11 protein-coding genes are annotated in these 14,632 nt (G+C 25.8%); 10 read left to right on the forward strand and 1 reads right to left on the reverse strand.

Annotation, left to right across the window (positions count from 1 at the left end):
* Window positions 1-71: 71 nt before the first annotated feature.
* From pgmB to IC173_RS05520, 6 genes are all read left to right on the forward strand, one after another.
* Window positions 72-752, forward strand: coding sequence for a beta-phosphoglucomutase (gene pgmB, locus IC173_RS05495; protein ID WP_227434848.1), 681 nt, complete (start codon window positions 72-74; stop codon window positions 750-752).
* On the forward strand, window positions 749-3,046 hold the full coding sequence (locus IC173_RS05500) for a glycoside hydrolase family 65 protein (RefSeq protein ID WP_227855266.1): 2,298 nt from the start codon (window positions 749-751) through the stop codon (window positions 3,044-3,046). Before pgmB ends, IC173_RS05500 begins: the two co-directional genes overlap by 4 nt.
* Window positions 3,047-3,263: 217 nt before the next feature.
* A complete protein-coding gene (locus tag IC173_RS05505) occupies window positions 3,264-4,157 on the forward strand; it encodes a glycoside hydrolase family 73 protein (protein ID WP_227434846.1) in 894 nt (297 codons plus the stop codon).
* Between the two features lie 47 nt (window positions 4,158-4,204).
* Window positions 4,205-6,505 (forward strand): glycoside hydrolase, encoded by a 2,301-nt coding sequence (locus IC173_RS05510; RefSeq protein WP_227855267.1) that lies wholly within the window; start codon window positions 4,205-4,207, stop codon window positions 6,503-6,505.
* A gap of 393 nt (window positions 6,506-6,898) precedes the next feature.
* The gene (locus tag IC173_RS05515; RefSeq protein WP_227855268.1) at window positions 6,899-7,627 is read left to right on the forward strand and encodes an ATP-binding cassette domain-containing protein; all 729 of its coding nucleotides are present in this window, start codon (window positions 6,899-6,901) and stop codon (window positions 7,625-7,627) included.
* The gene (locus IC173_RS05520) at window positions 7,620-8,324 is read left to right on the forward strand and encodes an ABC transporter permease (protein WP_227845938.1); all 705 of its coding nucleotides are present in this window, start codon (window positions 7,620-7,622) and stop codon (window positions 8,322-8,324) included. The genes IC173_RS05515 and IC173_RS05520 overlap by 8 nt, the downstream gene beginning before the upstream one ends.
* A gap of 156 nt (window positions 8,325-8,480) precedes the next feature.
* Here the strand turns inward: IC173_RS05520 and IC173_RS05525 are convergent, their stop codons facing one another.
* Window positions 8,481-9,737 carry an MFS transporter gene (locus IC173_RS05525; protein ID WP_227845937.1) on the reverse strand — a complete coding sequence of 419 codons (1,257 nt, stop codon included), beginning with the start codon at window positions 9,735-9,737 and terminating at the stop codon, window positions 8,481-8,483.
* 258 nt (window positions 9,738-9,995) lie between these two features.
* Here IC173_RS05525 and IC173_RS05530 point away from each other — a divergent pair, with 258 nt between their 5' ends.
* From IC173_RS05530 to IC173_RS05545, 4 genes are all read left to right on the forward strand, one after another.
* Entirely contained in the window at window positions 9,996-10,493 is a 498-nt protein-coding gene (locus IC173_RS05530) for an SPOCS domain-containing protein (RefSeq protein WP_227845936.1), read from the forward strand.
* Window positions 10,494-10,520: 27 nt separating this feature from the next.
* Window positions 10,521-11,534: a DUF11 domain-containing protein gene (locus IC173_RS05535; protein WP_227482514.1), complete on the forward strand. Its 1,014-nt coding sequence runs from the start codon at window positions 10,521-10,523 to the stop codon at window positions 11,532-11,534.
* 632 nt (window positions 11,535-12,166) lie between these two features.
* Complete coding sequence (locus IC173_RS05540) at window positions 12,167-12,709, forward strand: N-acetylmuramoyl-L-alanine amidase (protein WP_227434839.1); 543 nt, start codon at window positions 12,167-12,169, stop codon at window positions 12,707-12,709.
* 347 nt (window positions 12,710-13,056) lie between these two features.
* A complete protein-coding gene (locus IC173_RS05545) occupies window positions 13,057-14,550 on the forward strand; it encodes a DEAD/DEAH box helicase (RefSeq protein WP_227855269.1) in 1,494 nt (497 codons plus the stop codon).
* Window positions 14,551-14,632: the final 82 nt, after the last annotated feature.

Consider the following 14,632-nt stretch of genomic DNA (forward strand, 5'->3'; position numbering starts at 1 on the left):
AATATAAGGTATAGACACAAAATAAATTAATTATTAGTCTAAAAAATCCTTATAGAGAAAGGGGTACAAGAATGCTAGAAGCATTTATATTTGATTTAGATGGAGTGATTACAGACACAGCATATTATCATTATTTAGCTTGGAAAAAACTAGCTGATGACATTGGCATAGATATAGATATAGAATTTAATGAGTCTTTAAAGGGTATAAGTAGAATGGAGTCATTAAATAAAATATTAGAATATGGATATAAAAAAGATTTATTTTCAGAAGAAGAAAAAATGAAAATGGCAGAAGACAAAAATAACTATTATGTATCTTTAATAAACAAAATAACTTCAAATGATATTTTGCCAGGTATAAAAAATTTACTTGATGATATAAAATCTAATGATGTAAAGATAGGGTTGTCTTCTGCAAGCAAGAATGCTACAAATGTATTAAAACATCTAGGCATAAGTGATAAGTTTGATTTTATAGCAGATGCGTCAAAATGTAGGAACACCAAACCATATCCAGATATATTTCTTATGTCAGCAAAGGGACTTGGTGTAAATCCTAAAAATTGTATAGGAATAGAAGATGCAAGTGCAGGTATTGATGCTATAAACTCAGCCAATATGTTTTCTGTTGGAGTTGGAGATTATAAAAATCTAAAAAAAGCAAATTTACTTGTAAATTCAACAAGTCAGTTAAATTTTAAGTATATATTAAGTGAGTATAATAAGTATATAGTTAGGAGCATTATATGAAATGTTTGTTTGATAATATAAATGAGTGGAAAGTTATACAAGACAAGATTGAAATTAAAGAAAATAGATTAGCAGAGTCTATAATGAGTATAGGCAATGGTTATATGGGTATGAGAGGAAACTATGAGGAAAGATATAGTGGAGATAGCCATAGAGGTTCTTATATAGCTGGAGTATGGTTTCCTGATAAAACTCGTGTTGGATGGTGGAAAAATGGATACCCAGAATACTTTGGTAAAATTCCTAACTCAGTTAACTATATAGGGATAAGAATTTTCATAGATGGGGTAGAGTTAGACCTTGAAAAATGTAATGTTGAAAATTTTTATAGAGAATTAGATATGAAAAATGGTATTTTAAAGCGTAAATTTACTGTGAATATTAATGGTAAAAAATTTGAAGCTAATATAACAAGATTTTTAAGCGTATCAGTTAAGGAATTAGCTGTAATAAAGTATGATATAAAAGCTTTGAATTCTAGTGCTAAAATAAAATTTATTCCATACTTAGATTCAAATATAAAAAACGAAGATTCAAATTACGAAGAAGAATTTTGGAATGCAGTTTCTTCAAGCTCCTCAGAATATAGAGGAAATATACTTTCACGTACAAAAGAAAATACATTTAAGACACCCATATTTACAGTAGGTGCAACGATGCATATTAAAACAAGAGGTAAAGTAGATGATATATCTTATTTAAGTACTGATAATTACTGTGAAAATTCAATAACAATGGATGTTTTAGAAAACGAAACTATTGGAATAGAAAAATATGTAACAATAACTTCCACTAGAGATTATAGTGAAAATGAGTTATTAAAGAAATGTGATGATATCTTAAATATAGAAATATCTAAAGAGTATGAAGAAATTTTAAATGAACATACAAAATTGTGGAATAAAAGATGGGAAAGTGCAGATATAAAGATAGAAGGAGATAAGAGTAGTCAACAAGGTATAAGATATAATCTATTTCAATTATTCTCGACTTATTATGGAGAAGATTCAAGATTAAATATAGGGCCAAAAGGTTTTACTGGTGAAAAATATGGAGGTGCTACTTATTGGGATACAGAAGCATATTGTCTTCCAGTCTATTTAGGTGTAGCAGATAAGAGTGTAGCAAGAAATCTTTTAGTATATAGATACAATCAGCTAAAGCAAGCAAAAGATAATGCCAAAAAACTTGGACTTAAGGGAGCACTATATCCAATGGTTACTTTCGATGGAGTGGAATGTCATAATGAATGGGAGATAACATTTGAAGAGATTCATCGCAATGGAAGTATAGTATATGCAATATATAATTATACAAATTATACAGGTGATTTTGGATATATAAAAGAAAAGGGCATAGATGTAATAGTAGAAGTAGCTAGATTTTGGGCTAGTAGAGTACATTTATCTACAAGAAAAGATTTATATATGATACATGGAGTTACAGGTCCAAATGAATATGAGAACAATATCAATAATAATTGGTATACTAATTATATAGCTAAGTGGTGCTTAGAATATGCTGTAGAAAATGTCTTAAAGTTAAAAAAAGAGTACAGCGAATGTGTTGAAAGAAATAATTTAAGTTTAGAGGAAATTGAAATTTGGAGAATAATATCAAATAAAATGTATTTGCCATATGATGAAGACTTACAAATAATAGTTCAAAATGATAATTTTTTAGATAAGGAATTTATAGAGGTAAAGGATTTGCCAAAAGAGAATCTTCCTCTTAATCAAAAATGGTCTTGGGATAAGATTCTTAGGTCATGTTTTATAAAACAAGCAGATGTGTTGCAAGGAATTTATTATTTTGGAAACAGGTTTACTAAAGAAGAGAAAAAGAGAAACTTTGATTTTTATGAAAAATATACTGTACATGAGTCTTCTTTATCTTCTAGTGTTTATTCTATTATTGCTTCTGAAGTAGATGACTTAAAAAAAGCTTATGAATTATACTCAAGAACAGCTAGGCTTGATTTAGATAATTATAATAATGATACTAATGATGGTCTTCATATAACTTCAATGTCTGGCTCATGGCTTTCTATTATACATGGATTTGCAGGGATGAGAACATGGAATGAAACACTATCTTTTGAGCCTAAGTTACCTCAAGAATGGAATAATTATTCTTTCAATATAAATTATAGAGATAATAATATCCATGTTGATGTATATAGTAATTTAATTAAGATAGAAAATTTAAAGGCAAAACCAATAAAAATTATTGTATATGGAGAAGAGTATGTATTAGAAAAATCTATAGAAATTAATAGAAGTAAATTGAAATAATGTCTTAGTGTATAAATAGTTAAAATAAATTTATCTAATTTTAAATTTATTTTAACTATTTTTTATTTAATGCAAACCTATATATTATAACAATAATCATGCTTTAAATTAAATATATTACATAAATCTTCATAAAATCTTCATAATTTCGTAAAGAATATGTAACAAAAGTAGGGTATATTGTATTCTGTAGAGAATATAAGGGAGGAAATAATTTATGAAGAATAAGAAGTTCATTATAGCAATACTGATAATAATAGTTGGAATAGGTGTGTTAGTAAAAGAATATTCAATTAAAGAGATAAATAAGGCTGATATAGATGTTAGTAAGTATATAGAATATGCTGATTTAGCAAGTGAAAATAATGCACAAGTTAATTGGAAGTATGTGGCTTCTATCATTGCTGTATTAAATAAAAATAAGTTAGAAAAAGTTAATGATTCACAAATAAAAGAAGTATCAGATTTATTTGTTAAAGATTTTTCTAAAAATAATAAAGTAGAAAATTTAAGTAGTGTTTTAGATGAGTTGAAATTTAATAATAAACAAAAAAGATTGGTTAATGATTATATAGAGGACCTTAAAGATTATGGAATAAAGCCAGAAAGATTAAAATCTGATACACAATATATGAAATTTATTAATGAGATTGAAACATCTGCTATACAAAACTATAAAAATTATAAAATATTGCCATCTATAACCATTGCACAAGCAATAATTGAGTCTAGTTGGGGTAAATCAAGTTTAGCAAAAGAGTATAATAACTTATTTGGTATAAAGGCTGATGCCTATTGGAAAGGAAAATCAGTTACTTTAGAAACAAAAGAACATTTAGATACAATTATAGATGATAAATTTAGAATATATGATGATAAAAGTGAATCTATAAAAGACCATGCAGAATTTTTAGCTACAAATAAAAGATATAAAGCCAATGGTGTATTTGATGCAAAAACATATATCTATCAAGCTAAAGCATTAGAAAAAGCAGGTTATAGCACTGCAAAAGATGAAAGTGGAAGTAACATATATGCAGAACGTCTAATAGAATTAATTCAACAATATAATCTTCAATTAATAGATAGTGAAATTCAAAGTAAATTGTAACTTTGGTGTAACATAAGGGTGATATATTTATCGAGGAGGTGGATTTTATGAAAAAAATATTCTCGGTATTTACAAGTTGTATAATTATTGCAACTACTATCACTGGATGTAGTAGTAGTGAGGTCATTAATGACACATCATCTATGTATAATGTCAAAAATCTGGACTTTAATTTTGAAGTAAAACCAGAAACTTTTGAGGTATCAGTAGAATCTAATGGTTTAAAGGAAAAGATATCTGAACCATTAAAAGAAAGGAAAGTATCAAATTTTAAACAGACAAAAACAGAGACATCATGGACATATCCTGATGAAAACATAGACATAAATATAAAAAAAGAGGAAAGCTATTTAGATGTAGATATTAAATCTAATTCAGAAAAAGAATCTAGTTTTAATTGGCCAAGAATTGAAGGCGAAAGTTATGTGTTACCACTTTATGAAGGTAAATTTATACCAAGTGATGATAAATACTGGAAAGAGCATTTAAATGAATCAGCTTACAATGTCATAGAATCCTTTTCGATGCAGTTTTTTGCAGTAAATAAGACAAAGTATTCTGTGCTTTATATTATTGAAAATGAATTTAATAATGAGATTAAATTTAATTCTAAAGATAAAATTAATTTTACATTTACACATGAATATCCAAGTATAAATAAAAATAAAGAGTATGGATTTAAAATATATTTGACTGATAAAAATATTACAGATGTGGCAAAAACCTATAAAAATTATATAGTTGATAAAGGTGAGTTTAAAACATTAGAAGAAAAATCTAAGGATAATAAAAACATTGAAAAGCTTTATGGAGCTCCTCAGATTTATTTTGCAGACAAATCTATAATAACAGTAGGTGATATTAAATGGGACAAATTAAAGGAAAATTTATCAGATGATTTAATTAATTGGATGAAAGAACTCCTAAGTAAAAAACCTGATAATAGTGAATTTATAACTGTACTTAATCAAATAAAAACCCAAGATTATATAGATAAATATCAAAAAAATCAAATAGTTCAAGCCTTTAATCAAGTTATGCAACTAAATACTTTTTATAATAGTAAGGTTTTTGATAGTAATGATAAAGAAATAAAAAAAGTACTAGATAAAGGAATATCTAAATTAAATAGAGTAGAACTTATAGAGTTTAACAAAAAGTTATTAAAGTCAAAATTGGGGAATAGTGTGAATAAAATTGATACATGGGCAAGATATAATACAATTGATGTAATTAATGATATGAATAAATCTGGTATTGATAATGCTTGGATAGGGTTTGATGATATGGAAGAAGGTTATGTATCACCAGAAATAGTCAAAAGAGCTAATGATTTAGGTTATCTTGTAGGACCATATGATTCATATCATTCTATACACAAGCCAGGGGAAGAAAAATGGAGTACAGCATCATTTAAAGATAAGTCACTATATGAAAATGCTACTATAGAAAATAAAAAAGGTGAAAAAGAATCTGGATTTCAAGGAGAAGGAAGACAACTAAATCCTACATTATCTTTACCAAGTGTAAAAGAGAGAGTAAAAAGTATATTGAATGAGGGGTATGAATTTAATTCTTGGTTTATAGACTGTGATGCTACAGGAGAAATTTTTGATGATTATTCTCCAAATCATATAACAACACAGTCACAAGATTTAAAAGCTAGACTTGAAAGAATGTCATATATAAGAGATAATGCAAATATGGTTATAGGTTCAGAAGGAGGAAATGACTTTGCAAGTAGCACTATAGCATTTGCACATGGGCTTGAAACACCAGCGTTTGCTTGGGTAGATAAAGATATGAGTAAGAACAAAGAAAGTGAATATTATGTTGGTAGATACTATTCTCCAACAGGAGGAGTGCCAGAAGTCTTTTCAAAGCAGATACCTGTAAAAGAAAAATATAAAAAAATATTTATAGACCCAACTTATTCTTTACCTTTATTTAGATTAGTTTATAATGATTCTGTTGTATCTTCTCATCAATGGCTATGGGGAACTTTCAAAATTAAGGATGAAGTTGGAAGTAGAATGATGAAAGAAGTATTATATAATACACCACCTATGTATTATATAGATAGAACTGAATGGGAAAAACATAAAGGTGAAATAATTTCTCATGATAAAGTATGGTCAGAGTTCAATAAAAAGGCTATTAAAAGAGAAATGACAGACTTTAAGTTTATTTCTGATGATAGATTAGTTCAAATGACTAAATATGGAGATGATTTAAAAGTAGTAGCTAATTTCTCTGAAAAAGATGTTAAATATGAAAATGAAATTGTAAAATCAAATTCTTTGGTAATATATGATAATAATAAGAAAATTATGTATAAACCAGAATAATAGATTTAATGAAAATAAATTCTATCAAACTCACATATAAAATAATATTTAATTAAACTATACAAAATGGTGACTATAATTAATTTTAATAATTAAGATAGTCACTATTTTTATATCATTTTTAATATTGAAAGCTTTACTTCAGTAATATTAAATATCCTAATTATTCTAATATATGTCATACTCATTGTGCCTCTTAATAAATATAAGTTTTATTTTTATTTTAGACAATATATTGACTTTTTGTATTTGAAATAGTATTCTTAGATAAGACACTATATTGTCTAATTGAAGTAATATTATTTTATGAATTATGAATGAATCAAATTTGAAAGATTTAATAAACACTAAAAATAAATACTGGTTCATAGAGAAAGGAAAATATTAAAGAAAATGAATACAATCATTAAAGTTCAAGATTTGGAAAAAGTATTTGATAATCAAGAGGTCATAAAACATTGCAATATAAATGTAGAGAAAGGAAGTATTTATGGATTTTTAGGTGCAAATGGAGCTGGAAAAACTACAGTACTAAAATTGATAGCAGGTTTATTAAAACCAACCACTGGGAATATAATGATTTCTGATATGAATATATCAGAAAATCGTAATAATATTTTAAGAAAAATTGGATGTATTATAGAAACACCAATTTTTTATGAACATTTATCAGCTGAGGAAAATTTAAAGATACATAATGCTTACATGAATTTTTATGATGCAGATATAAATGCTGTTTTGCAAAAAGTAGGACTCGAAAATACTGGAAAGATACAGGTATGTAAGTTTTCTTTGGGTATGAAGCAAAGGTTGGGGATTGCTCGTGCAATGATACATAATCCAGATATTCTTTTACTTGATGAACCTATCAATGGTCTTGACCCTATGGGAATAAAACAAATGCGTGATTTATTCAGAACACTTGCAAAAGAATATGATATGACACTTATTATTTCAAGTCATATATTAAGTGAAATAGAGTATATAGCTGATACAATAGGCATTATTTCGAATGGAAGTATTTTAAAAGAAATTCCTATGTCTACAGTAAAACAAGAATTTCCTAATGGCTTGGAAGAGTATTTTTTTGAAATAATGAATGGAGGAAACAACTGTGTATAAACTTATAAAATTAGAACTAAAAAAAAATAATATTCGCCCTTATCTTCATGCCATGGGTATCATTACCTTATGTGTATTAGGATTTTTGTATACATTTGCTATGATTGCTTATACAGGGGGGGATACAGATTCTGCTGAGTTTTCTAATTACCATAATATTTGGGTAATCACTAACGTTCTACAAATGTCAGCTTATGCCATTTTATCAGCTGTATTGTTTTCCACATTTGTTATAAAAGAATATTCTGGAAAAAATGCAATTTTGATTTTTACTTATCCAATAAACAGAAAGACTTTATTGAACTCAAAGATTGTATTGATAGCTACATTATGTTTGAGTTTTATGTTGCTTGGGACGATTATTTCCCTCCTTATATTTATGGTTACAGAAGCTTTTTTTCCTATGATTTCTGATAATTTTACTCTTGGATTGTTTTTTAAGATTATTATTGAAACAATTTTGTGTGCTGTATTCTCTTTATTTATAGGTGTAATTTCTGTTAGCATTGGATTTCGAAAATATTCCATTCAAACAACGATTATAGTCTCTGTTATTCTTGCCTCCTGCACCGCTAACATTATAACAACTATGATTCACACATATATTCCTTTTATTATTGTCTGGATAGTAGCAGCAGTATTAGCTGGACTTTCATATTTATGGCTTATCTCAAAAGTTGAAGACATAGAAGTATAATTGTATACTTAATAAAGGTAGTTCTAATGAATAAAGCAACAGATAATAATGCATCATACTTTATTTATCTGTTGCTTTTTAACATTTTGTGGATGATTAAAGTATGTTTTCCAATCGGTTTGTACATTTAAAAATAATTTTTAATTATTTTATACTTTATGTTTTTGATTCATTCTTATATAGATACTTAGCAAGAATTGAAATTAATAGCATAATTATGAACATACATACTATAGGTATATAGACTGTGGAACTGAAAATTTCAAATAATTTTCCATGCATAATTTGACCAACTGGAGCAACACACTGTGATACAGCGGTAATAGTAGCCATTACTTTACCCAATAATTCATTAGGAGTTTGTTTTTGAACAATAGTTAAAACGAATATAGTAATAATTGTTATAGACATGGCTATAGGTATAACACAAATAAATAACAATATAAAAGATGGATAATATCCTAGTCTAAGCATTAAAGGTGAAATAGAAATAGCCATTGGTATCATCAGAATACTAATTAACATTAACCAGCGATACAGTGTATTCATTTTCATTTTTTTAGCAAACAGACCTATTGAAAGTGCACCTAAAACACTACTAAATTCAATAATTCCTATCCCTATGCCATACATATTATTACTACTATGCATTGTTATACGTAAAATATATTGTATTCCTACAAGTAAGAATGGAGTCAAAAATAAATTTAAAGAAGCAGCTAGAATCATGGCTTTACTAATATAAGATTGTTTTATAACATAAGAAAATCCTTCTTTCATATCACTGACTATTGTTGATACTATGCTTCCATTAACTTTTCTTTTATTAAAAGGTATATGAATAAACATTTCCATTACTGCGGATAGAAAAAATGCAATACAACTTACAATAAGAAGCATCTTAATTCCAATAAGGCCATATAACAAACCTCCAAGTACAGGAGCAAACATACTTGAAAGAGAGCTTATTCCGTTTACAATTCCATTTGCTTGTTCTAAATCTTTTTCATTTGTTATTAAAGGTATGCTTGCTTGCACAGTAGGTTGATACATAGAACTAATAATTGATAATAGTACCATAATAACCCCAATTAATATAATAGAATTGTTTAAAGTAGAAAGAAGACAAATAAAAGTAAAAATAATAACTGAACTAATAAAATCAAATATAACCATTAAATTTTTACGATTAAATCTATCAGCTATTGCACCACCAATTGGAGAAAATAAAAGAGGTATGCTTGATATTGCGTATAAAGTTGCAAATATGTCTGCACGTCCTGTCATATCTAAAATATAAGTGGAAAGTCCAAATCTTAACAACGATGAACCAAGTATAGAGACAATTTGACCAAGTACTATTAAATTAAAATTCTTATTAAAACAACTATTCATTTTATTTAAATCTTGCATTTCTAGAACACCTCACTTTTTAAGACTGACCGTCGGTCTATAAAAATTATAATCAATCACAAATAAAAAGTCAATAGAAATATTTAATTTATAATTTTAAAATTATATTTTTATTTTAAATAAAAGGTATGATATCTATCAAAAATATATCATATCTTATAAATAGCGATATTTCTTTGATACAAAATTAAAAATGGTAATTTGAAATAGTTATAATGAATAGTATTAATATATAGATATAGGGAGATTGATGAAATCATGCATGAAAAAGATAAGGTTATATATAATCTGGAAGAATGTGAGAGTCTAGAAAATACACTTTACATTTCTCAATTTAATACATATAAAAATTTTAAGCTAGTTTCTAAAAAATCTGGAGTAAATTTATTAGATACATCTGTTTGTGGCATGAATATCCACGATATAAAATTGATTGATACAATAGAATGTATGTCGTTAGAGGATGAGCAGATGACTGGTAAAAAGTTAATTTTAGTTGGCGATATAAATACTAACATAAGGTTAGAAAATATAAATAATGCTAAAAGAAATAGGAATTTTACAAAGAAAAATATACTTGAATTAAAAATACCTTTTAGTACATTTATACAAATGCCTAGAGGAATAAAAAATAACGATAAAATTAATTTAAAGTATATTATACAAGATATAACATCATCCATTTTAGATGACAATAATTTATTTATAAGTATAACTACAATTATAAGTTATGACAATAATTTTAAAATAAGATAATATTTAAATTATAGAAAGGTGGGTGCAATGAGAGGTATCAATGAATATGGGGGAGATTTTAGTTATAAGTTATTATCTAGAAGCCCTATAATAACAAAAACTACTTTTAGTAATATTGTTTCAAATGATATGAGTGGAAATATTTTAGAGGTAGAAAAATATGTTGATAAAGAATGTGCATCTGTATTTGATATTTTAACATATACTATTGTTGTTACAAATATGAGTAATCGCAAAACTGGGAATATATTTTTTAAAGATTATATTTCTAAGTACATAAAATTTATAAATAATACTGTAGAAGTTAATGGTATCAGAAAGGGTGGATTAAATCCACAACAAGGTTTTTACATAGGTAAAATAAATGGAAATTGTAAAAAAATAATATCTTTTAAAAGCATAGTATTAGCAAATTCAGCATGTAGGGTTATAGAAAACCACGCTAATATATATTATTATTATAAGTATGATATGGAAAAATTTCCAATGAAAATATCAATAGAAAGTAATCGTGTTTATACAAGTATTAAAAAAGCTGTATTTAAACAATTAAATATAAGCAATACTTTAAAAGCACCTAAAAATCTAAAAGATATATTAAAAGTGAATACAAATAGCAAAATACTTAGTATAAAACTTATAAAAAATCCTATAAATAAAGACAAAAATCTAAAACTATGCAATTTAATAATTGTTGGAAGTATAGAGTTTGAAATTAACTATAGTTGTAGAAATTATAGTAGATTTAAATCAGTAAATAAATTAGATAATAGTTATAACATTCAAGAAGATAAGGACTATAGAAGTAATATAAAAATGGCTAATGAAAATATAGAAAATTACAAAAATCAAATTAATATTACTCCTAGCAAAGTTAAAAAAGTTACTAAAACCTTTGGTTTCTCTTGCTTTATTTGTTCACCTGTTGGAATAGTTTATGAAGATGTAAAAAGTATAAATATAAAAACTGAACATATATCAATAAATGAACTGAATAATGGTGAATTATTCATAAATACATCGCTTTTATTATACTATTAATTGGTTGTACATAAAATTTAAAATTACTAAAACAATTATATGATTTAATGTATACAAATATTATTATAGATTAGATATAAGGTGATAATTATTGTTAAAATAGCATCAATTATAAAAAATCAGTTAATCAAGTATTTATGACTTATAAATTGATTATAAAGCCTTAACAATAAGCTATTATCAAATAATCTATTCTAATATTATAATGACAAGTATATAGTTTAAGAATAAAAGTGTTAGCAAAGTTAGAGATAAGAAATTTATGATTCTTGAGGAAATTTTAGCTTGCAATATATCTGTAATAAATATAGAAATATAAATTTAATAACCACAGTATTCTTAGGAATACACCAAATAATTCAATGTTTGTAACATATACTGTTAGATAATGTGTTGAACTATAATACTTATACTGGATTTACAGTAGTTATTATGAAGTAGAGTTAAATAATAATTGTAATAAATAAAATTAAGCATCTAGATTTATGCTAAAATAAGACAAATATGTTAAAAAAATGATAAGTTATGAGAACTTTTGCCATCTTCAATTAATATATTATTACTAGTAATAGCTTTAAAATCATATTACTATTATACAAATTTTAGCTTTAAAAGAAGGTGACAAAAAGTAAATGAAAATATGCATAACAGTAGGTCATAGTATACTAAAAGGTGGAAAAAGTACAGGTGTAAATGCAATAGTTGATGAGTATAGTTATAATAAAAAATTAGCTCCTATGTTAGCAGAGATGCTCATAAGTCAAGGTAATACAGTAGATGTAATAATTTGTCCAGAAAGACATTTTGTAGCAGAAAAAGAAGAGTTTTTTTATAGAGTTCCAAAAGTAAATAGTGGCAAATATGATTTACTAGTAGAGCTACATTTAAATAAAAGTGATGGAAAAAGCTTTGGTGCAGAAGTACTTTATTATGGTAATGAAGGATTAGAATATGCTAAAAGAGTATCTAATAAACTTGGAGAATTATTTGAAAATAGAGGAGCTAAAAAAAGAGAAAATTTATATATCTTGAGAAACACGAATCCAGTTGCAATACAAATTGAAAGTTTTTTCTGTGATAATGTGGATGATTGCAATAAAGCCAATGAAGCAGGTTATGACTATATAGCACGATTAATTACAGAAGGTATTTTGAATAAAGATATAGGTATGTGAGATTATGGTAATTTAGGTATTGATTAATACCTTTTAATCTTAGATATAAATTGAAAAATTGTCTAGGAATATAAATTAAACCTAAGAAGTATACTAATTCAGTTTATTTAAATCAATTTAATTATCTAAAAAAAATACCCCTTGAAAATATTGACTTATCAATGTTAATAAGGGGTATTTTTTTAGATTTTATTTTGATTTAAGGACTAGTTCATAATTTTTTCTGCTAAAATCTATATATATATAATGATAAAAAGTATAAAAATATCGGTGTCTTACATTATAATAATATAATGGAGAAAAATATAATTGATAAGATAAAAATAAACATAATAAGGTGGTAATATATGAAATATACATTCGAAAGTTTTAAATTGGATAAAAAGATACTTAAGTCATTAAAAAATTTAGAATATAATGTACCTTCTAAGGTACAAATAGAAGTTATTCCAGAATTGTTAAATAGTAAAAATATAGCAGTAAAATCAAAAACAGGAAGTGGGAAAACAGCAAGTTTTGCAATACCTATATGTGAAAATATTGATATAGAATACAATAATATTCAAGCACTTATAGTAGTACCAACGAGAGAATTAGCGCTACAGGTAAAAGATGAGATATCAAGTATAGGAAGGTTAAAGAAGGTAAGATGTAGTGCTATATTTGGTAGACAATCTATAAAAGAACAAGTAGCTGAGTTAAAGCAAAGGGTTCATGTCGTTGTAGCTACTCCGGGTAGAATAATTGACCATATAAATAGAGGCACTATTAATTTAGAAAAAATAAAGTATTTAATAATAGATGAAGCTGATAAAATGTTTAATAAAGGTTTTCTTGAACAGATGGAAACAATATTAACAAATATACCTAAAGAGAGAACCTTAGGTCTTTTTTCAGCTACAATAGGTGAAGAGATAAAATATATATGTGAAAAATATATGCCAGATTACGGCATTATAAATGTAGAAGGAAATGAAAGTAACACTAATGAAGGATTAAGACAAATAGATGATAAAATAATCAAGTCAAAGGAAAGAAATAAGTATGTAGTTTTAAAAGAATTAATATACAGCGAAAATCCAAGGAGTGTAATAATATTTTGTAATACTAAAGAAAAAGTATCTAAACTATATAATAAAATGAGTAAGGAAGGTTTTTTGGTAAGAGAGTTACATGCAGATTTATCACAAGAAAAAAGAATATTTGTGATTAAGGATTTTAAAAATATAAAGTTTAATGTATTAGTTAGTAGTGATGTAGCATCTAGAGGAATACATGTTGATGATATTTCTTTAGTCATAAACTATGATGTGCCACAAGATAAGGAAAACTATATACATAGAATAGGTAGGACTGGTAGAAAAGGAAATAGTGGAAAAGCTATCACTATAGTAGATGAAAAAGATGAGAAATATATAGATAATATAGAAACATATGTAGGATATAAAATAAATGAGTTAACTAATATAGAACAAAGTAGTATTATTAAGGGTAAAGTTTTGTTTGAAGAATATTCAAAAGAAATTTTGAAAGAAGTATCGAAAAGAAAAAAAATTGCTAAAAATTCAAACAAAAGTAAAGATATAAAATCAAATCTAGAAAATGAAGTAGTTAAATTGTATTTAAATGCTGGCAAAAAGAAGAAGATAAGGGTATTAGATATAGTTGGAGCATTTAGTAATATAAAAGGTATTACTAATGATGATATAGGTGTAATCGAAGTTCAAGATTTATGTTCATATATAGATATATTAAATTACAAGGGAGACTTGATATTGAAAAGATATAAAGAGATTCCTATAAAGAAAAAAATGGTTAAGGTAAAAAGAGATATACAATAATTCAATTATCATTATTAGTTAATTATTATAATAAATTGCATTGGTTTTGTATTTTCTAAGTATAATGAGATTATAAAGGCTA

Origin of the sequence: Clostridioides sp. ES-S-0048-02 (assembly GCF_020658495.1) — a bacterium.
GTDB lineage: Bacteria > Bacillota > Clostridia > Peptostreptococcales > Peptostreptococcaceae > Clostridioides.